Annotated in this window: 21 protein-coding genes; 14 read left to right on the forward strand and 7 right to left on the reverse strand. The window is 59.9% G+C overall.

The genetic code is table 11. The features are described from left to right. Nucleotides 1-148: 148 nt before the first annotated feature. The 3 genes from ACOJB8_RS27090 to ACOJB8_RS27100 all read right to left on the reverse strand — a co-directional run bounded on the left by ACOJB8_RS27090 (nucleotide 149) and on the right by ACOJB8_RS27100 (nucleotide 3,206). Nucleotides 149-790, reverse strand: a complete 642-nt coding sequence (locus tag ACOJB8_RS27090; RefSeq protein ID WP_475015362.1) for a DsbA family oxidoreductase — start codon at nucleotides 788-790, stop codon at nucleotides 149-151. Nucleotides 791-996: 206 nt separating this feature from the next. Then, complete coding sequence (locus ACOJB8_RS27095; protein ID WP_475015364.1) at nucleotides 997-2,145, reverse strand: porin; 1,149 nt, start codon at nucleotides 2,143-2,145, stop codon at nucleotides 997-999. A gap of 446 nt (nucleotides 2,146-2,591) precedes the next feature. Further along, on the reverse strand, nucleotides 2,592-3,206 hold the full coding sequence (locus tag ACOJB8_RS27100) for a DUF3331 domain-containing protein (RefSeq protein ID WP_475015366.1): 615 nt from the start codon (nucleotides 3,204-3,206) through the stop codon (nucleotides 2,592-2,594). A gap of 251 nt (nucleotides 3,207-3,457) precedes the next feature. On the opposite strand from ACOJB8_RS27100, the gene ACOJB8_RS27105 reads away from it, so the two are divergent. Together ACOJB8_RS27105 and ACOJB8_RS27110 are read left to right on the forward strand one after the other, a co-directional pair. Further along, nucleotides 3,458-3,835: a response regulator transcription factor gene (locus ACOJB8_RS27105; RefSeq protein WP_475015368.1), complete on the forward strand. Its 378-nt coding sequence runs from the start codon at nucleotides 3,458-3,460 to the stop codon at nucleotides 3,833-3,835. Between the two features lie 482 nt (nucleotides 3,836-4,317). Beyond that, on the forward strand, nucleotides 4,318-5,295 hold the full coding sequence (locus ACOJB8_RS27110) for a LysR family transcriptional regulator (RefSeq protein ID WP_475015371.1): 978 nt from the start codon (nucleotides 4,318-4,320) through the stop codon (nucleotides 5,293-5,295). Between the two features lie 287 nt (nucleotides 5,296-5,582). Here the strand turns inward: ACOJB8_RS27110 and ACOJB8_RS27115 are convergent, their stop codons facing one another. Both ACOJB8_RS27115 and ACOJB8_RS27120 read right to left on the reverse strand, forming a co-directional pair. Beyond that, nucleotides 5,583-6,524: an AEC family transporter gene (locus ACOJB8_RS27115; RefSeq protein ID WP_475015373.1), complete on the reverse strand. Its 942-nt coding sequence runs from the start codon at nucleotides 6,522-6,524 to the stop codon at nucleotides 5,583-5,585. Between the two features lie 85 nt (nucleotides 6,525-6,609). Next, nucleotides 6,610-7,716, reverse strand: a complete 1,107-nt coding sequence (locus ACOJB8_RS27120) for a mandelate racemase/muconate lactonizing enzyme family protein (protein ID WP_475015375.1) — start codon at nucleotides 7,714-7,716, stop codon at nucleotides 6,610-6,612. A gap of 242 nt (nucleotides 7,717-7,958) precedes the next feature. Between ACOJB8_RS27120 and ACOJB8_RS27125 the strand changes: the two genes are divergently transcribed. Next, nucleotides 7,959-8,690: a FadR/GntR family transcriptional regulator gene (locus tag ACOJB8_RS27125; RefSeq protein WP_475015377.1), complete on the forward strand. Its 732-nt coding sequence runs from the start codon at nucleotides 7,959-7,961 to the stop codon at nucleotides 8,688-8,690. 298 nt (nucleotides 8,691-8,988) lie between these two features. On the opposite strand, the gene ACOJB8_RS27130 is transcribed toward ACOJB8_RS27125, so the two are convergent. Then, entirely contained in the window at nucleotides 8,989-9,159 is a 171-nt protein-coding gene (locus tag ACOJB8_RS27130) for a ketopantoate reductase C-terminal domain-containing protein (RefSeq protein WP_475015379.1), read from the reverse strand. A 339-nt stretch (nucleotides 9,160-9,498) separates the two neighbouring features. Between ACOJB8_RS27130 and ACOJB8_RS27135 the strand changes: the two genes are divergently transcribed. Then, nucleotides 9,499-9,711 carry a hypothetical protein gene (locus ACOJB8_RS27135; protein ID WP_475015478.1) on the forward strand — a complete coding sequence of 71 codons (213 nt, stop codon included), beginning with the start codon at nucleotides 9,499-9,501 and terminating at the stop codon, nucleotides 9,709-9,711. Here the strand turns inward: ACOJB8_RS27135 and ACOJB8_RS27140 are convergent. Beyond that, entirely contained in the window at nucleotides 9,667-9,912 is a 246-nt protein-coding gene (locus tag ACOJB8_RS27140; protein ID WP_475015381.1) for a helix-turn-helix domain-containing protein, read from the reverse strand. The two genes, ACOJB8_RS27135 and ACOJB8_RS27140, sit on opposite strands and share 45 nt — an antisense overlap. Before the next feature lie 230 nt (nucleotides 9,913-10,142). On the opposite strand from ACOJB8_RS27140, the gene ACOJB8_RS27145 reads away from it, so the two are divergent. From ACOJB8_RS27145 to ACOJB8_RS27190, 10 genes are all read left to right on the forward strand, one after another. Continuing rightward, entirely contained in the window at nucleotides 10,143-10,577 is a 435-nt protein-coding gene (locus ACOJB8_RS27145) for a hypothetical protein (protein WP_475015470.1), read from the forward strand. Nucleotides 10,578-10,640: 63 nt separating this feature from the next. Beyond that, on the forward strand, nucleotides 10,641-11,168 hold the full coding sequence (locus tag ACOJB8_RS27150; protein WP_475015383.1) for an HAD domain-containing protein: 528 nt from the start codon (nucleotides 10,641-10,643) through the stop codon (nucleotides 11,166-11,168). A 178-nt stretch (nucleotides 11,169-11,346) separates the two neighbouring features. Continuing rightward, on the forward strand, nucleotides 11,347-11,622 hold the full coding sequence (locus tag ACOJB8_RS27155; protein WP_475015385.1) for an MbcA/ParS/Xre antitoxin family protein: 276 nt from the start codon (nucleotides 11,347-11,349) through the stop codon (nucleotides 11,620-11,622). 7 nt (nucleotides 11,623-11,629) lie between these two features. Next, complete coding sequence (locus tag ACOJB8_RS27160; protein ID WP_475015387.1) at nucleotides 11,630-12,019, forward strand: 3'-5' exonuclease family protein; 390 nt, start codon at nucleotides 11,630-11,632, stop codon at nucleotides 12,017-12,019. Nucleotides 12,020-12,256: 237 nt separating this feature from the next. Next, a complete protein-coding gene (locus ACOJB8_RS27165; RefSeq protein ID WP_475015389.1) occupies nucleotides 12,257-13,294 on the forward strand; it encodes a helix-turn-helix domain-containing protein in 1,038 nt (345 codons plus the stop codon). Between the two features lie 248 nt (nucleotides 13,295-13,542). After that, nucleotides 13,543-14,106: an HAD domain-containing protein gene (locus tag ACOJB8_RS27170; protein WP_475015391.1), complete on the forward strand. Its 564-nt coding sequence runs from the start codon at nucleotides 13,543-13,545 to the stop codon at nucleotides 14,104-14,106. 92 nt (nucleotides 14,107-14,198) lie between these two features. Further along, complete coding sequence (locus ACOJB8_RS27175; protein ID WP_475015393.1) at nucleotides 14,199-14,630, forward strand: hypothetical protein; 432 nt, start codon at nucleotides 14,199-14,201, stop codon at nucleotides 14,628-14,630. Nucleotides 14,631-14,670: 40 nt separating this feature from the next. After that, nucleotides 14,671-15,162 (forward strand): hypothetical protein, encoded by a 492-nt coding sequence (locus ACOJB8_RS27180; RefSeq protein WP_475015395.1) that lies wholly within the window; start codon nucleotides 14,671-14,673, stop codon nucleotides 15,160-15,162. A gap of 462 nt (nucleotides 15,163-15,624) precedes the next feature. Next, nucleotides 15,625-16,044 (forward strand): hypothetical protein, encoded by a 420-nt coding sequence (locus ACOJB8_RS27185; RefSeq protein ID WP_475015397.1) that lies wholly within the window; start codon nucleotides 15,625-15,627, stop codon nucleotides 16,042-16,044. After that, nucleotides 16,037-18,151, forward strand: a complete 2,115-nt coding sequence (locus ACOJB8_RS27190; protein ID WP_475015399.1) for a tetratricopeptide repeat protein — start codon at nucleotides 16,037-16,039, stop codon at nucleotides 18,149-18,151. Before ACOJB8_RS27185 ends, ACOJB8_RS27190 begins: the two co-directional genes overlap by 8 nt. Nucleotides 18,152-18,444 lie beyond the last annotated feature (293 nt).

Here is an 18,444-nt window from a genome sequence, read left to right on the forward strand (position 1 = left end):
CGTACGTCGATTCGGGGCTCCTAACGGCAAAGCTGCCTCGTAACGGAACGGTAAAGAGAACTGCAAAGGATCCCCGCGCAGCATGCTGACAACGGAAGCAGACACGATCAACACCGATGTCCTTGCATTCATCGGGTCATAGCTGCCATCAAGTCTTCGCAAGGATCCGCCGGATCGCCTGTTCGTATGCTTCGACGGGTTGTGCGCCAGTCAGCAGGTGGCGACCGTTGAATATGATAGAGGGCACCGATCGGATGCCCATGTCTTGATATTTGGCTTCATCTGCGCGAACCTCGCTGCCATACGCGTCGCTTTGCAGGATGGCACGGGCTTCGGCGGCGTCGAGTCCTACCGCTTCTGCGGACTCGGCGAGAACGTCATGGTCGCTTGGCGCTTTCCCCTCACCATGATAGGCCCGAAGTAGTGCGTGCTTGAACGGCACCTGTTTGCCTTTGATGCTTGCCCAATGAAGCAGGCGGTGCGCATCGAAGGTGTTATAGATCCGCTCGCGTGGGCCGAAACGGAATCCCACCTCCGCCCCGCGCTCGCGAAGCTCCGCCTGCGCCTGCGCCACCTGTTCCGGAGTGCGTCCGTATTTCCTGCCGATGTGCTCGACAAGCGCTTCGCCCTCGCTCGCCATCTGCGGATTCAGCTCGAACGGGTGCAGAATCAGTTCTGTATCGGCGGCGTCTCCAAGGCGTGCCAGTGCTAGCTGGAGCGAGTGCAGGCCGATAGCACACCACGGGCACGCAACATCGGAGATGAAATCGATTCGGAGCGGTTGTTTCATTGCTTTCCTGGTGAAGGTGGCCAGGCGCACGAACAGGTCCTTGCGAGGCCGTTCTCCGGCCGCCGGAGAACTGCGTGGTATTCTGGACGGGTTTCGGTTCGGGATTACCGCAGTCCGCGACAATTCAGTTGTTCCGCTACGTCAATGATGGTGGCGGCGCGCACTCTAAACAGGTGGAGAGACGCTTCGGAAGAGGTTGGCCGAGGTCAGGAAATTTTTCGCAAGCCGATCGCTGCACCAACATTATTCGTGCGCCCGATGCTATCAACGGCTCCCGTGGCAGGGTTGGTTATGCCCGGATAGTCAGCCCCGAATGCACCGTTGCCTCGGGCGAAATCGACTGTGCCGTAGACTTCCGTGTATTTCGAGAACGAGTACTCAGCGAGGAGGGTTGCCGAGTAATTGATGCCTGAGCCGAGTGTGCCGTCCACGCGCTGTGCGTTGCGGGCATGGCCGTAATACGCGCCAACGGTAATGAGCAATGGTCTGGAGGCCTGCCAGTTTCCACCAACATACAGCGTATCGTCGATCCGGTTAGGACTGCTGCTGGGGAGCTTTGGTGCGCCCGCCTGCTGCATGTTGATATCGGTCGTGCCGGTCTGGTCTTGGGCGCGCAACCAGCCCGTCAGAAGGCGTATGCCTTGGGTGATCTGGTATGCGACACTAACGTGCAAGAAGTTTATCTTTGCCCCATTGGCGAGGCTGCCGTTCGCCGACGATACGGAAGTTTGCTGGAAGCCAGCGCCCAGTGTCGCGGGACCATGCGCATAAGATACTTCAACGCCATATGTGCTACCTAGGCCAAGGGCGCCAGGTTGGTTGCCAAAGCCGTAAACGGCGTCAACGGTTAGACCGCTGAACGTGACAACATACTTGACTGAGTTGGCGATCGTGAGATACGGGCCGATTCCATTGTACACCCAGCTATCCTGCCAATAGTTGCCGACAGTGAACGGATCAAAAATGTCCCCCATCGTGTCGTACAGTGGCGCGTATTGATTGCCAAACGTTAGTGCTCCGTATTGATCGCTGGACAGACCTACATAGGCTTGACGACTGAACAATGTGTTCGGGACATGAAGTTGCCCAGTATTTGCTTCGAAACCGTTCTCGAGCCGGAAAACCGCTGATAGACCACTACCCAGATCCTCTCTGCCACGCAGTCCCCAACGGCTGTGCGTTTCCGGGCCGACCGTCATGCCCATCAAATCTTTGCCATCGGGTCCCGCATTGGTCTGGTAGCGAAGCGCTGTATCTACGAGGCCGTAGAGCACTACCGAACTCTGTGCGAATGTAGACGAAGCTGCAACTGAAGACACGACACCTACGGCACTCCGGATAATAATTTTTTTCATTTGTTAAATACCGTATGGTGATTGTCACATTGACGCTTTGGGACAGGATTCACGGTTCTGTGAAATGCAGCATAGCTGCAACCATGCGCGACTCATATGGTGGATCGCGCGGACAGACCTTTGGTTCGGGAAGCCGCACATCGGGCTTGTCCGGTTCTGACAGTCTTTACCAGCGTCACCAGTGCGTTCTTGCATGGAGCGCACTTGAAATTAGACCTGAGCAGAGCCGGAAAGTCGTTTGTGGTACCCACAAGTAGCGGTATTTTTCGTTACCCGCGCTGACCATGTCCCGGGCTACGCCAGCAACGTTTCCATATCTTCACTGGACGAGGCACGTCCGCCCGTCAGTCCAGGGAGCGAGAATTCGACGACTGCAACATGAGGCGAGTCAGTGCGTTTCGGCAAAGCTCTCCCGTGCGCCTCGGCAATGGAGCAGCAGATCGACGTCAGACGAGGGCGGAAAGGTGGATCATTGCATTCACGTTGACGGGAACGAAACGCGTGCGTCCCTGTGGCCGGTAGACGTAATCGCCTCGGCGGATTGCCTTGCCAGTCAATGCGCAGGTACCGGATTTGCGAGCCTTTCCACATACCCAGATCTGGAAGCCATAGTGGCATGAGGCGGAACACCAGCGCAGAGCGACGCTTCTGCGAGACAGGCGCTCGAGGAGCGTAATGGCGGCCGGACATGCTGCCTCGCTCGCCATGTCGCCTTTACTTCTGCGTTTCTGGCGCTTCGTGCCTTCGCCGCTCGCTCGGGACGGGGGCGGTTGCGACGCGAGTCCAACGGGATTCAGTACATCTGCGCATTGCTGCTTTGCGCACAGTTTGTCGAGGAGCAGAAGGGTCTGCGACCAAGGGTCCGCGCACGGCGCGAGTTTGCCAGTCGCCTTCGCGCTCGTATAGGGCGAAATTCCTCGACGTCTGTAGTCCGTGTTCATTTGTGCCCTCATCTCGAGATTGATAATGTCACGATGCGACCGGCGAACCGCAAGACGACATCCGCGCGGCACGACCGACTCTGTGAACTCGCCCCAACGACAGACGTCGTTTCGTGACATTGTCCATGAAGGATAGCCAGGGGCTCGCGCAGCGCAACGGGACCAAAGGATAGCGTTTCGTATTCCGCGGGATACCGGATGTAATGCGTTGCGGTGGCGCCCGAGAGCGGGGCGCCGGGTCGAGGATCCAAAGGGCGGGCGGATGGTACTTAAGTAGCATTCCAATTCATGGCTGCGTAAGCTAGGTTATGAATCGCGCCACCATGCCTATGAAGCCAAGCCGATCAAACGACCTTTCAAGAGACTGTCGCATGGACATCCAAACGCCCGCGCTTATCGCCATTGTGGACGATGATAAATACGTCAGGAGAGGTCTTTGTAACTTTCTACGTGCGACTGGGCGAAGCGTGCATGAATTTTCCTCACCCATCGAGTTTCTGCAATCAAACAGGATTGGCGATTTCGCCTGCCTGATTACGGACGTCAGAATGCCGCGCATGACGGGAACGGAATTGCACGAGAGCGTCGTGGATCAGGGCTACCTGATCCCCACGATCTTTGTTTCGGCCTTCGTGACGGATGACGTCGTCGCGCTGGTGAACACCGCGGAGGTCGTGGCAGTCTTCAGCAAGCCCGTTGACATGAACGCTCTGGCCGATCTCCTGTCGCGGGTCCTCGGCGCACCCTGAACCTCGTCCGAAGCGCAACTCGCTCGAACCACTGGCACGCGGGCTGCCTCGACCACAGCTACTGGCTTCGCTACTGACTCGGAATATACGAAGGAATCCCAGCGTAACGCTAAGGTTACCTACCGGGTGCGGGACAACCCGCCTACCATGCTTACAACGCGAAGCAGCTGGATGGCATAAAGCGTGGCCTTGGTCACGATCCTTCGGTGAAGTTGCCACTGCGAGGAGCACGTCAACCGTACGCACGCGTGTGGATAGAGATATAGCATTGCGCGTCGTTTGAGGAGGCTGCGATTATCAACGTGCTTTCCCACCGGATCGTCATCGGGATTACTGCATATGACGAGTACACGTTCGTACCTTGGACCAACAAATACGTGTACAGGAGAACAGTCGACTTTGGCAGGATCTGTTTGTTGTGAGCGCTGGTCAGGAAACGGAATGTGAAACAAGCATCATGCGTTGTGTTCAGGAGGTAAGTAATGGACCAGTTTTTAAAGTTCAGGGCTTTTGTCCTCATTGCAGAAAAACAGAGCTTCAGTAAAGCGGCCAAAACACTCGGCGTCACGACAGGAGCGGTCTCGAGAATCATTTTGAGGCTCGAAAGAGAAGTGCACATGCGGCTCTTTCACCGTACGACACGGTCAGTCACGCTGACCGAGGAGGCGAAGTCCTACTACGAGACGTGCAGCCGCATGCTAGAAGATATGGACGAAGCGAATCGGCGGATTACGCATGCAAGGGAAGGCGATTGCGGAAAACTAAGCCTCGTCGTCCATCCGGCGCTCGCGAGCTCGATATTCGCGCGGTTCGTCGCGTGCTATCGGGATCTGGCGCCGAAAGTGAACCTGAGCGTTGGCGTACAGAACTGCGCCCGCAACCTCAGCGACGGGCGTTTCGACATGGCCATTCTGCCGTCACACCTTGTGGAGAATTCGACGATGATCCGGCGAGTCTTGTTGAACTCTCCTCCCACACTGGTTGCCTCACCCGAATATATCGAGAAGTGCGGAGTTCCTGCTAGCGCGTCTGCTTTGGAGTCGCACTTCCTGCTGTTGAACCAGGGATCGAGCCGCCCGGAAGGCGGCGCGATCGAACTGCTTGAGGACCGCAAGCGAGTCAAGATCATCGCGACGTCTCACATGAACGGAGACGAATTGCATCTTCTCGCGTCGGCGCTTGCCGGCGTCGGGATTGCGGTGCTGCCCGAGGCAATGGTTCGTGACGATATCGAATTGGGCTGTCTCGTCCCGGTGCTCCCAAACTGCCTGATTCTGAACAACGAAGTCGAGCTATGTCTGTTCTATGAGTGCCCGGAATTGCTTTCCGCGCGCCTGCGCACCTTCGTGAACTTCTGCATAGACTTCTTCCGCGAGGAATGCGGGTCGACACGGCAAGAACCGGCGGCGATGCCTCCGAGATCAGATCAGCACAAGAGTCCAATTCTCGCAGCGGCGTGATGGCAAGTCATGATGGAGCGTACCGACACGATGAAGGTATTCGTCACGACGCTGGGAGAACGTTGTCTTGCTAGCGCCAGCCGTCGGCGTGGCCGCCTGCCAACTGCCAACTGCAGTAAGCCGATGTCACCTTGATTTCCGTGCAGGTTTCCGGTGGGAGCGCCCAAGCCTGGCGGGGCATCTCCTTAACCTTGGCTCCCTCACTGAAAGTTTCTGCGTCAGCCCCTCCACCCCATTGCCGGGACAGGCAGCGCTCTTTCCAGACATTTCACGCGCCACGACGGGCCTCAGGCAGCTGCGAGCCCGTTATCGATGAGATAGATCGCTGCTGCGAATGTAACGATTGAAAGTACGGTACTGACCAGAATCGAAGTCGCTGCTTCGCTTTGATATGCGCCTGCCTCATTTGCAAACATTGCGGGGATCGTCGCCGAGGGCAGCGCACAAAGTAGAATCATTTGCTGGGCATACAGTCCGCGCACACCGAGGAGTATCGTCGCCGCAAACATCAATACGGGATGGATAAGCAGCTTTAGCCCGAGATTTCCCCAAACCTCACCTGAGAGCTTCAGCTTGTGGGACGACATGATCAGCCCCAGGCAAAACAACGAGACGCCAGGCGTTGCCTTACCGAGAAGATTGAACGCGTCAGAGAGTAGCAACGGCAGCTTGATTTGAAGCAGCGAGCAGACGATGCCGATCGCCGGCGCCCACAGCAATGGTCTACGCACTGCGCCCTTTACGCTGGAAATAAACGCTTGGACGCCGCTCCCATTACCACTTGCCACAGTCAGCAAGGTTGCGGTAAGGGGAATCATAATTAGACTGGCGATGAGGTTCAGAACCAATACTGAGTAGATGCTGCCTGTGCCGTACATCGCCTGAAGAATTGGAATCCCCATGAAGGCTGCATCAGGATAGCCCACTACAAACCCTTTAAGGGTCGCAGCCTTCAATTCGCGCAAGCGCCACCAGCCAATTAGCAACGCGATCGCGTACATCCCCATGATGCCGATGAACGTTGCAAAGACAAACTTGAAGTCGAACAGCTGCGAGCGTGGCGTGCTTGCCATACCAACAAGCAGCAAGGCCGGAAATATCCACCCAAGCACCAATCGACTGATCAACAGGCTGTCCGAATGAGTGAGGCGTCCCCGCTTGCCCGCGATGTAGCCCAGGGCGATGACTATTGCAACGGGTACGAGGGGTCCAACGATTCTGTCCAGCATGGTTCTCCTTGCTCCTTCCTTGTTTTTTTGGGTTTGGCTCGATTAGTGCCCGTTCGGCGCCGACTGCAGGAACTCCTGCGCCCGGTCAATCCTTGATACGGTAGTCTCGAATCACATGCTGATCTGGCTCGATCCCTAACCCTGGGCCCAGTGGCACAGAGATACGTCCGTTTCGAGGAATGATTGCGTCACCATACAGTTGCGCTTCCAGGTCGAAGTAGCGCCATTCGACCAGCGCCTTCGGGCCGCCCAGCGCCGCGCTCGCATGCACGCTTGCGAGCAGGCCGGGGCCGTCGTAGAACGTGTGGACCATGACGGTGACGTTATGCGCGTTCGCCAGCGCAAAGACCTTTAGCAGTTCGGTGATGCCGCCCATTTTCGCGGGGCTGGGCTGAATGAAATCGACGGAGCCGGCTTCGAGCAGATGCTGAAAGTCCATCAACGTCGACGCGTTTTCGCCAGCCGCGACCGGAATGCCGCCTTGCTGACGCACGGTCGCGAGGCCCGCATAGTTTTCGGGCGGCCACACGGGCTCTTCGATCCAGCGCAGATTGAACGGACGAAATTGCGCGGTCATGTCGAGCGCTTCGCGGACCGTCCACGGGCAATTGACGTCGAGCGTGATTTCGATGTCGGGGCCCGCAGCTTCTCGCGCGGCGCGTACGGTTTCCACTGTGATTTCATGCAGCTTCAGATGCCGGTAGCCGCTTTCCACCGCGCGTCGCACGTTGATCGCGACGAGTTCGGGATCGGCGTAGCGGATCAGGCTCGCGTAACACGCTAGCGAGGTAGCCTCGGCGCCGCCTAGCAACTGGTGAACGGACTGATTGGCCGCCTTGCCGGCGATGTCCCACAGCGCGATGTCGATGGCCGAGAGACCATAGATGAACGCGCCGCTGCGGCCGAAGACGTGGAATTTCTTCTGCAGATCGAGCATCGACTTCTCGCGCAGCGCGACGTCACGGCCGATCAGATCTGGCGCGAGAATGTTGTCGATCACCCGCTTCACGGACGGGATCGCCGTGAAGCCAAAGGTTTCACCCCAGCCGACAGTGCCGTCGTCCGTCGTGACCTTCACGACGAGTGAATCGACTACCTGCAGATCTTTGGGGCCCCACACGCCGCCCGCCGACGGACCACCCGTCGTAAAGGGAATGCGCAGGGGGATGGATTCAATGCTGGCAATCTTCATCTGTAAACGTCTCCGTCTGGAATGGTCAAGGCCACCGCGCCTGAACCTTCTTGTCCTATAACAGGGCAAATAATAGTAGACATTCGGTTGTCCTGCAACAGGACAAAGATGTACTTTTTTTAAATATCAACGAGGATCGCCTTCAGTCCGCAAGTCTGCCGGAGCGGCAGACGTTCGCCTGACAAGCCGATGCTCTCATCCGGATGTAGAATATGAGTACAAGCAATATTAAGCGACCGATCATGAACGAACTGAATGTCCGCCGCGTCGAGCGTCGTCCCCACCTGGCGGAACACATCACGCGCTCATTACACGAGGAGATCCAGTCCGGTCGATTGCGACCAGGCGATCGCCTACCTACCGAACAGTTCCTTTCTCAGAACTTCGGGGTGAGCCGCAACGTAGTGCGCGAGGCAATCGCGAGCCTTCGGGCACAGGGGCTGATCGAATCTCGACAGGGAATTGGGGCATTCGTCGCGTCATCACACCTACCCGGAGAGCCCCTGCTAAATGTAAATACCAGCCTCCTGGAAGGCGACGACACGATCCGAAATATGTTCGAGGTGCGTGCGGTCCTTGAGAGTCAGGCGGCGGCACTCGCAGCCCAGCGCATGACAGCAAAAAAGCTGAAGCCGATAGAAGAGGCTATCGAACGGATGCGCTTCAAGGACACGCCAACTGCAGTCACAGTCAACGCGGATCTTGAGTTTCATCGTGCGGTAGCGGCAGCCGCTGGTAACGAATACCTCGCAGCCATGATCCGCCTGGTTCTCGAACCGATGCGAACACTGATCGCCGCAAACTTCGCTAGACACGGACCGATGTTTGGGAACATTCCGAACGCGGCACGTGGCGAGCACGAGACGCTCGTGCAGGCTTTCAAGGATAAAGACGCAGTCACTGCGCGCACCCTGATGGGGCAGCATATCGTGGCTGCAGCTTCGCGATTCGGCTACGAGATCGCATTCTTTTGAGAAAGCGAACGGTCCGACGCGGATGGTAAGAGACCCGGGGTTATCGATCGGCGAAGTTTGCCGGTCGATAGTGGGGGGCGATCTGCCAAAAACGCATGGGAGTATTGCGATTCAGAGTTGCTTTAAAGATGCCGGTGACAAGGCCCCGACTTGCTACCGGATCACAAGCGACAAGAGGAACGGCTGTGTGTGCACTGGCGCGCCAAAATGGACCATGCAACGTTCTTTTGCGGCAGACCAGCCTGACTCTCGATGCCGACCTTAGAAGCTTCTTGCGAATCGGATTGGATCGAAGGGGTTACGGCTTGACGCGGTCGCTCACGTACGGCGAAAGCGAGTTCGTGATCAAGGTGTTGACGGGCACGGAGACATTCACGTCGCGCGCGAGCGAAACGACACCACCGCCCAACCAGGGCAGTTCGATTCGGTTGCCCTTTTCGAGGTCGTGGAACCGGGAACGTCGGTTCAAGCAATTTTGTTCCCACTGGACGGCCGGAGTTCAAGCAAAATTGTTCCTTCGGCCGACAGTTCAAGCAATTACGTATCCTTTTCGACAGCGCCGCCGAAGTCGTTGAGACTGACGAATGGGGCAGGTTATCGCGTACGCTCATGAGTTCGGCGCCGCGCGCGAGCGTAGCTCATGCTTTGGTCGCTAGCCTGAAGGTCGGGAACAAAATCACTTGCAGAACGGGAACAAATTTCCTTGAACCAACGCTACTCGATATGCATTTGCAGGGTCAGTCGAGTAAATTTAACATAAATATAATTAGCGATCGCCACAAATACTATGTAGTACGAAATAAATTACATGGAAGGCATCCGTGCCAGCGATGGCCGCAGCCGCGTCACGAATGTAGCGGCAGTCAAACCGCTGCATGGCGAACATGTCTTCGCGTGCGCGGAGGGGGGCAGCGCCGTCATTACCTACGAGTTCAGACGATTGAAGCTCGCTGCAATCAATCGGCTCGATTACCTGTCAAAGGCCCGCACCTTTGAGAAGTTTCGACGGCGAAATGTTTAGGGCGTCGGCAATTCGAATGAGGTTTAGGACGGAAAGGTTGCGCTCCCCTCGTTCGATCTTCCCCATATGACTGCGGTCGATTCCCGTCGCGTGGGCAAGGGCCTCCTGTGAGACACCGAATTCCTGCCGACGAGCGCGAACCGTCGCCCCTATGGCGGTCAGATGTCCCGCATCGTCCATTTTGACCGATACCCTTTGCATCCCGTGATGGTCGCGGTATGATGGTCATTTGGCCACGGCATTTACGACCCATTTTGGGTTGTCGTGGACCTTTTCGTTTGGGCTTATTTCCGACTCGGGGTGGAAATCGTGTTCAGTCTGGTCGGTGGCAGCGGCCGAGGGCGCAGGACGAGTGCGTTGGTAATGGAAGCGTTTGGGGTAGCGGCTGTATGTTTGTGACGTGTGAAAGTAACCGTGTGCCTGCGTTGAACGTGCCTTTCGGCGGGTTGCCGGGCAGGGGGGTGTGGTCAGCGGTTCAGCAACTGCTGCCGCGGGACGTCCTGATTCTCAGGGTGTCGCGGCCGCGCTCGCGGGCCGTTCCAACAATCGTGATGCTGGACCTGCGCGAAACGGCTGCGACGCTTGAGCAGTTCGTCGAAGGGGCGGTCGTCGTGCGCGACGCCGCCATACTGAGCACAAGGATGGCACGGGAAGTCGACAAGTGGACGCTCGAACCGCTTGGCGAGATCCGGGTGGGGGTGACCGAGTACGAACATCGCAGCACAGGCAAGCTGCTGCTCACGGTGACCCGGTTCACGACCGCGGCGGGACGCACATTATCGGTGCCGTACGCGCTGGCAACAAAGCCCGCGCGCGGCAGGCGGCTCTGGCACGGCAAGGCGCCGGCCGCACCGGCCCCTGCCTGATCTTGTCTGACCGTGGAGGCACATGCGGGCATGGGGCGGGGCATCGCAGTTGAGGAGCCGGACATGCGGCCGCGTGTGCGGGGCGGCCTCGTCCTGTATCTCGACTTCGACGGGGTCCTGCATCCTGAGGATGTGTGGCGCCGGCCGGGTTATGGTCCCTACGTCGCTACGCCGCCAGGGCATGTCGTGTTCGAACACGCGGCGCTGCTTGCGCGCTGCCTCGACCCGTACCCTGAGCTGCGCATTGTGCTGTCCACGAGCTGGGTGCGCGTGTTCCGCAGCGTGCGCAAGGTGGCCCGCCGACTGCCGCCGGAGTTGGGTCGGCGCGTGGTCGGCGCGACCTTCCACGGCCGGATGGATCCGGTGTGGTTCCAGTCCGTGCCGCGTGGCGTGCAGGTCTGGGGCGACGTGTGCCGGCGGCGGCCAGCGGCATGGATTGCGCTCGACGACGATGATGCGGGCTGGCCGGCGGTGTGCCGGGCTCACCTGGTGCACACCGACCCCGTGCTGGGCATCAGTGCGCCGGCGGTCCTCGCGGAACTGCAGACTCGGCTCGCCGCGCTGCGCGGGCCGGAAAAGGGCTGGACGTGATAATCCGCCTTATCACGGGAGAACGATGGGCGCGGGACAGGGCGGCGGGTCGTGGCTGACGCATCGGCAGATGTACGCCGTGTGACGTTAAAAACAGGTGGCGGGCGGCGTGCGACAGCTCGCCCCGCGTTCAACTGGCGAAGCGTGCGACTCGCCCGACCGACCGGAGAGGTTTGAGATGACCCAGATCGAAACGCTGGCGACGCGTGTGTCCAGACTGTATGCGGCCCTGGAGGAGTCGGGACGCCGGGCGGTTGAAGCGCTGCGTCAGACCGATCCAGCCCTAGTCGATCTGCTTGTCGGGGTGTTCGAATCGGAAGCGGGCGCGTCCGCCTGGCTTGCCAGCCGGACGACCGGATTCGGCGGACGCAGCGCGCTTGAACTACTGGCGCAGGGAGAGCGCGCACAGGTGGTGCATGTCCTCAATCATCTGCGATATGGCCTCTGCGCGTGAACGGAACATGACAGATACAGGCTTCCACGGCGCGTTGCTCTGGCCACTGCCAGCCGAACTGCAGGGTGGTCCGGGCAACCGCTATTTCGTCGACACGGAATTCACCGACTTCCGGCAGTACCAGCTGATCAGTCTTGCCATTGTTGGCGAGAGCGGCAACGAGTTTTACGGCGAACGTACCGGCTTCGATCCGGCGTGGTGCAGCGAATTTGTCCGCGCAGTGGTGCTGCCGCAGCTTGGCCAGTTCGAGGGACACGCGATGCCGTTTGAACGGCTGCGCGAGGCGCTGCGTGCGTGGATGGTGAGCGTGCCGGGCGACGCCGCGCCGGTGCTCTGTTACGACTACGAGACCGATCTGAACCTGTTCCGGTTCCTGCTGGGCGGCCCGCTGCCGTGAGGCTGGCGAATTGGGAATATCGCGGGCCGTCGCGACCGGGAGCGGCGTGCCGCGTACCGCGTACTTCGTCTGCCATGGTGGTGAGCACCATGCGCTGCATGACGCGCGGGCCAATGCGTACGCCTTTGCCGGCTGAATGCGGCGGATGTGATGCCGCCGCGGGAGAGCCACGTTTTTTGCAGCCGGATGGATGCATTCGTTACATGAACACTGCAGGTAGCCAGGCGGGAGACCGGAATGACCAGGGAGCGTGAGTGGATTCCACGACCCGATGCACCACAGATTGCGCTGCGCCTGCGTGACCGGCGGGAAGCGGCAGGGCTGACGCAGCGCGAACTTGCACGCGAGGTGGGCGTGGCCGAATCGACCTATGTGCACTGGGAAAGGGGAAGGCTGCCAGGCTCTGTTGCGGAAGCTATGGTGCGAGCGCTGGAAGCGGCCCTGCAGGTACCACAAGGATGGCTGCTCGGTCAGGAAGTGCTGCCGTTGCCGGAGCCAATGTCTGACACGGCAAATGCGCAGGCCTGCGAGGGCGGCCGTGATGCCCTGCCGACGCGGATGCCCCGCGCCCGATGCCACGAACTTGGCCCGCATGCACGGAGGCTGCGCGAGGAACTCGGCCTTTCGGTCGCTGAAGTGACGCGAGCCTGCGGTGTCTCCCGTTCAACGCTCCTGCAGTGGGAAGGGGGAGCGTTCCCGAAGACGCTCACCGCAGATCGGCTTCGCGCCTGGGCGCGTGCACTCCTGCTTGCACCCGAGCAACTGCTGGCGCTTCCGGCGCCGCATCCAGGTGTGCACGATGGCCGGTGGCGCGTGGTCATCGAGGCAGAGACGCTCGAAGACGCAATCCATCGCGTCGCGCAATGCCTGGCCACCCGCGGCCGGAACCTGCTCAGGCCGGAACAACCACTGGACAAAACAGCGAGCCGGAATGTGGACCTGCTCGCCCACCGCTATGGAATTGGCGCGAATCCCTGGCCACTGGTCGACGTGGCCGTTTCGTACGGAATGGCTGCCACACAGGTGCGCAAGACGGTTGCGGGCCTGATTACACGATCGGCACAGTTCGTGTTCGAGATTCCGGTGCTGGATGTCATCAAGAAGGCGGGTGGCTTTTCGTCAGCGACCGCTGCCGCCGATGAACGATTGCGTGGCGTGCTGGGGCCGTCGCTGTCCATGGAGCGTGCCGCGGCCTTCGCTGGCGAGCTATTGTCCAGCGGGATCGCCGGTGCCGATCCCAGCATGGGGGGCGGCCCGCGCACAACAACCCGGTGAAACTGGTGAACACTTCGCTGAGCGGCCGGCTGTGCGAAATATGCGGCATACCCGGACAGACGGTGAGCACGGCTGGGTGCAAACCCGATGCCCAGACCACTCGTAGGATAACTGACCAATGGCGTCGCATAGATACCGGGTCCTTGCCGGTCAGGAGGATACCCGGCTTCGCCATCTTTTGCCCCGCGAAGCCGTGCACGCCCCTGCGACCATTTGAGAACCGAATCCATGATGCCTGGGGTCGACGCTTGAGCAACGAGTCAAAGCCGCAAATGCCCGTTCTGGACGAGCCAGTGCCAACACTCTTCGTAGACTACGATGGAGCGCTGCATCGCGGCCACGCATTGCTTGACGAAAACGGCGAGATATCCCTCGATACAGGAAGCCCGCTATTCGAATTTGCGCCGCTGCTGGTCAGCCTGCTCGAACCCTGGCCCGAGGTCAAAATCGTACTTACTACCTCCTGGCTCAGCAAACTGTCCGTTGAACAGGTGGTTTCATACCTGCCGGCGCAACTTGCGAATCGGGTCGTCGGCACAACGCAGGGCTACAGGGCGCGTTTCGGCGACTGGAAGATTGGCATCGCGCGGACCTATATCATTCGCACGTACGTGTTCAAACATCGCCTGAAGAACTGGCTGGCGATCGATGATTCCGTTTACGGCGAACGCGATCTGAGTACCGACTTTCTCGCGCTGGAGTCACATCTCGTCCTGCTCGACTCCCGACGCGGCATCGGCGACGCGCAGGCACAACAACGGATCCGGGACTGGCTTGCCAAAGTACACGGTACTGACACGGGGGCGGCCTGATGACGGCGTCCCGCTACTGAAAGTGAGGCCATCAGCCGCGTCCTCGAAGGTCGGATGCTGGCTGGGCACCTGCAGCTGGCGAGGGATTCGGATTGAAAGCACAACGCGGCATCGATCGGACCGGCAAGAATACGATCGCTCCGTCGGCGGAGGCCGTCGCAGCGATCGTCAACGGAACTCAATGGCTGACGGCGCAAGCTGTCGGCAAGCGACACGAGCCGGAAGCGGCCGATCCGCTGGCCGTGGCGAACCTGTGGAAACAGGAATCCAGGATTTTTGCCGTCGAGCTTGCCGGTCAGCCCCTTTACCCCGCCTACCTGTTCGACGAAACCGGCAACCCGATTCCCGAAGTCGCACAGATTCTGGGCGTTTTTGCAGGCTACAGCCCGTTCCGGATTGCAGCGTGGTTTGAGTCGACCTGCGGCATGCTGCATGGCAGGCGTCCTCGCGAGGCCCTGACCCTGGACTCCCGGGCAGTCGTCGCGGCAGCAAAGGATCACGTTGTCGGCCCGGCGCATGGATAGCGCCGGGCATGATGAGACGGTCACCAAAAAGGAGAGGCGGATGCTTCGAATCACCATTGAGTTGTTTCCCGGGGGACGGGAAAGTGAAAAGCGCGTCCTCGCGACGGCGGATATCGCGCGGATGAGCGACGTGCCGCTCGCGGATTACCGGGTGACCCTGGAAGATGCAGTGCTCGGTGAGGTAGGCGAGTGCGCCGTCATGCGCAGTTATCCCAGATGGGCGGGCAGCGTGTGGGACCTCGTGGCCCGCGGTATTTCCGCCGCGCTGAACCAGGATACCGAAGCATTGCCAACTCGGCCGGCGAAACCGCAGGTGACGGTTCATACGAACGACGCAGGCCTTCGCTACGTGCGTCTGGATGAGATTCCCGAGCCGACCCGAACCTTCTTCGACCGGAAGCTCGCCGGTTCGGGCATTCCCGATCACGGCTGCGCTCATGCGCATGACTGGTTCGACTTTCGGTGGCCATCGCTGAGGCGAGAGGACACGTCGCACGATACTTACTGCCCGTGGAAGTGCGGGGCGGGCTGATGGGGCGGCCTCCACGAAATTTTCAGGCAGAGCTGGGCATGAATGAGCCAGGCAGTGAGGATTGCCGGTAGCAGCCTCAGGTCATTCGTCGGCCATCCACACTCGCTCGACCACGAATGGCAGTTGTCACTGCGGTCGAATGGGTACTATCGACCCGTTCCGGCCCTTCGGCAAGTTTCTGCGGATGTCCGTGCCTCGCTCCAGAGCGGCCGCTTGGGCCCACTCTTGCCCCCTGGACTCAAATGGAGGCCGCCAATCCACAGTCGGCTGTGCTCACGGCCTTCGACGCCCGCAGGTGTTATGTGAAAAGCTGCGAGTTGCCTGTCACCTGCTATCAATGCCCCCTTGATTTAGGAAGATCTTGTGCTCGCGCGTTCTATATTAATAGCGATATGCCTGCGTTATCGCGGCAAGTCCCGCCAACCGGATTTTTGTACTTGTCCCGTCCATTAGGAGCGCGCAATGGACCCAGTGACGACAGCTATCGTTGCAGCCCTGTCCGCTAATGCCAGCGACGCATTCCATGAGGTGGCAAAGAAAGTCATTACGGACTGCTACGACGGCCTCAAGGCGTTACTGAAGGAGAAATTCGGAACTGACAGCGACGTCGTGGTGGCTGTCGACGAGCTGGAGAGCAAACCTGATTCCGCTGGACGCCAGCAAGTGGTGTCGGAGGAACTGAATGCGGCTGGGGCGCCCACGGACGCAGAGATACTTGGTGCCGCGGCCGAACTCCTCGAGAAGATCAAGAGCCAGCCGGGCGGCATGCATCATGTCCAGATAGCCGAAGGTAGCAATATCGCGCAGGCCAGTGACGGTGGTACTGCCACCGTCAACGTGACTGGATGGAAGCGCACGGACGCGAACAAGAAAGATGGCTGAACCTCAATCCGTGCAGGAGGCAACCGGTTACGGTATTGCTCAGGCCGCCGCCGGTGGAACAGCGAACGTCGTCATTGGGTGGACGCCGGAGGCCCTGCAGCAGCTCGGTTTGATGGTAATCGAGCAGCGAAGGGATGCAGAGCGCGAGAAGGCGCTCAGGGATCTGGGTGATCAACTGAACGTCAGCACGGAGGCCGTTGTCGGGTTCTTCCGTATCCTTGATGTAAATGAGGTTTCCCCCGAAAAACTCGCGGTTACGCTCGCTGAGATCGCTCTGCGGCACCGGGAGATGCTTAAACGGCTTGACAGCCTGGATCCTGGGGATCCAGTCATCAAGTCGCTCGTAGACGAAGCCCGCAGCGTGATTGACCGGGCCGATTCGGAGACCGCCTATGGCAGGGCGGACCAACTGCTCGGAGACGCGGAAGCAATGGATCTGCACGCGATCCAGCGTGCTGAAGCGCTGGTCGAGGAGGCTCAGGCTGCAGTCAACAGGCGACGTCTCAATGCGGCACGCACCCGCATGGAGCGCGGCGAGCTGAGTATGACGCGCCTGGACTACCTGCACGCGGCGCAACACTTTAAGGCTGCCGCAGACCAGCTACCAAAAGGCGAGGACGGGTTGCGAGCGAGCTATCTCGATCGATACGCTGAAGCACTGTCTCGCCATGGGGGCGAGAAAGGCGATAACGGAACGCTGTCGCAGGCGATCGGTGTATATCGCCAAGCGTTGGGCCTCCGTCCGCGCCAGCACGTCCCGCTGGATTGGGCGAAGGCGCAGAACAATCTTGGCAACGCGCTTTGTCGGCTGGGTGAGCGCGAGAGCGGCACAGCGCGACTCGAAGAAGCGGTGGCAGCGTACCGCGCGGCGCTGGCCGAAATGACGCGCGAACGCGTCCCTCTGGGCTGGGCGACGACGCAAAGCAATCTCGGCAATGCACTCATGAGGCTGGGGGAGCGCGAAAGCGGCACTGTCCGCTTGGAACAAGCGGTCGTGGCATACTCCGCGGCGCTGACCGAACTCACCCGCGAGCGTGTCCCGCTGGATTGGGCGATGACGCAAAACAGCCTCGGGCATACGCTCTGGAGGCTGGGTGAGCGCGAGAGCGGCACAGCCCGACTGGAAGAAGCGGTGGACGTGCTCCGCGCTGCTCTGGCCGAATACACGCGCGAACGCGTCCCTTTGGCGTGGGCAATGACGCAAAGCAACCTCGGTAACGCGCTCTGGAGGCTGGGTGAGCGCGAGAGCGGCACGGCGCGGCTGGAAGAATCGGTGGCGGCGCACCGAGCGGCGCTAACCGAACGAACGCGCGAGCGTGTTCCGCTGGAATGGGCGATGACGCAAAGCAACCTCGGCAATGCGCTACTGAGGCTGGGCGAGCGCGAGCGCGGCACAGCCCGGCTGGAAGAAGCGGTGACGGTGTACCGAGCGGCGTTGGCCGAACGAACGCCCGAGCGCGTCCCACTGGATTGGGCGATGACGCAGAACAACCTCGGAAGTGCACTTGTGAAGTTGGGTGAGCGCGAGAGTGGCACAGCCCGGCTGGAAGAAGCGGTGGACGTGCTCCGCGCCGCGCTGGTTGAACACACGCGCGAACGCGTCCCGTTGGCGTGGGCGATGACGCAAAGCAACCTTGGCAACGCGCTCTGGAAGCTGGGGGAGCGTGAGACCGGCACGGCGCGGTTGGAAGATGCGGTGGTGGCGCACCGAATGGCGCTTGCCGAAACCACACGCGAGCGTGTCCCGCTGGAATGGGCGAGGACGCAAAGTAACCTCGGCAATGTGCTTCTGCGGTTGGGTGAGCGCGAGAGCGGCACGGCGCGGCTGGAAGAAGCAGTGGCGGCGTACAGCGCGGCGCTTGCAGAAATCTCGCGTGAGCGCGTCCCGCTGGATTGGGCGATGACACAAAGCAGCCTCGGAAGTGCGCTCTTAAGCTTGGGTGAGCGCGAGAGCGGAACCACCCGGCTTGACGAAGCATTGAAGGCCATAGAATCGGCGCATAGCGAATATCGCCTCGCTGACGTCACTATGTTCGACGCCTTCTTTGACGATGTACATAGTCGGGTTGTGCGGCTCATCGACGAACGCAGGCGAATGACAAAATAATCGTATGCTGTCGCTCCGGCGCGACATTTATGTGCATTCACGGATGATGTGCATTAGCCACAAAACCATCAACGGATTAGCGGGCTCACAGCGCGCTCAGCCGGGGCCAGTACGAAGACCTGCAATCAATTCATTACGCGCAACCGGCATCACTACGGAACCGACGCGCAGCGCTACAGCCAAGACTCAACTTATATCCGATGTCGACGGTGCGCCGACTGCGGTCGTTCGAGCCACAACTTGCAGAAGACTGCTATGGAAATCGATAAGACGTTCGGGTGACTCATTTGGCT

This window comes from Paraburkholderia sp. BR10141 (assembly GCF_056155635.1).

Excerpts from the sequence above, each read along its gene's own strand:
- ACOJB8_RS27135 (WP_475015478.1), top strand. The coding sequence starts at position 9,499 with ATGGAAGGCATCCGTGCCAGCGATGGCCGCAGCCGCGTCACGAATGTA.
- ACOJB8_RS27120 (WP_475015375.1), bottom strand. The coding sequence starts at position 7,716 with ATGAAGATTGCCAGCATTGAATCCATCCCCCTGCGCATTCCCTTTACG.
- ACOJB8_RS27140 (WP_475015381.1), bottom strand. The coding sequence starts at position 9,912 with ATGCAAAGGGTATCGGTCAAAATGGACGATGCGGGACATCTGACCGCC.
- ACOJB8_RS27160 (WP_475015387.1), top strand. The coding sequence starts at position 11,630 with ATGACAGATACAGGCTTCCACGGCGCGTTGCTCTGGCCACTGCCAGCC.
- ACOJB8_RS27165 (WP_475015389.1), top strand. The coding sequence starts at position 12,257 with ATGACCAGGGAGCGTGAGTGGATTCCACGACCCGATGCACCACAGATT.
- ACOJB8_RS27090 (WP_475015362.1), bottom strand. The coding sequence starts at position 790 with ATGAAACAACCGCTCCGAATCGATTTCATCTCCGATGTTGCGTGCCCG.
- ACOJB8_RS27180 (WP_475015395.1), top strand. The coding sequence starts at position 14,671 with ATGCTTCGAATCACCATTGAGTTGTTTCCCGGGGGACGGGAAAGTGAA.
- ACOJB8_RS27110 (WP_475015371.1), top strand. The coding sequence starts at position 4,318 with ATGGACCAGTTTTTAAAGTTCAGGGCTTTTGTCCTCATTGCAGAAAAA.
- ACOJB8_RS27185 (WP_475015397.1), top strand. The coding sequence starts at position 15,625 with ATGGACCCAGTGACGACAGCTATCGTTGCAGCCCTGTCCGCTAATGCC.
- ACOJB8_RS27190 (WP_475015399.1), top strand. The coding sequence starts at position 16,037 with ATGGCTGAACCTCAATCCGTGCAGGAGGCAACCGGTTACGGTATTGCT.
- ACOJB8_RS27100 (WP_475015366.1), bottom strand. The coding sequence starts at position 3,206 with ATGTCACGAAACGACGTCTGTCGTTGGGGCGAGTTCACAGAGTCGGTC.
- ACOJB8_RS27095 (WP_475015364.1), bottom strand. The coding sequence starts at position 2,145 with ATGAAAAAAATTATTATCCGGAGTGCCGTAGGTGTCGTGTCTTCAGTT.
- ACOJB8_RS27105 (WP_475015368.1), top strand. The coding sequence starts at position 3,458 with ATGGACATCCAAACGCCCGCGCTTATCGCCATTGTGGACGATGATAAA.
- ACOJB8_RS27125 (WP_475015377.1), top strand. The coding sequence starts at position 7,959 with ATGAACGAACTGAATGTCCGCCGCGTCGAGCGTCGTCCCCACCTGGCG.
- ACOJB8_RS27155 (WP_475015385.1), top strand. The coding sequence starts at position 11,347 with ATGACCCAGATCGAAACGCTGGCGACGCGTGTGTCCAGACTGTATGCG.
- ACOJB8_RS27115 (WP_475015373.1), bottom strand. The coding sequence starts at position 6,524 with ATGCTGGACAGAATCGTTGGACCCCTCGTACCCGTTGCAATAGTCATC.
- ACOJB8_RS27150 (WP_475015383.1), top strand. The coding sequence starts at position 10,641 with ATGCGGCCGCGTGTGCGGGGCGGCCTCGTCCTGTATCTCGACTTCGAC.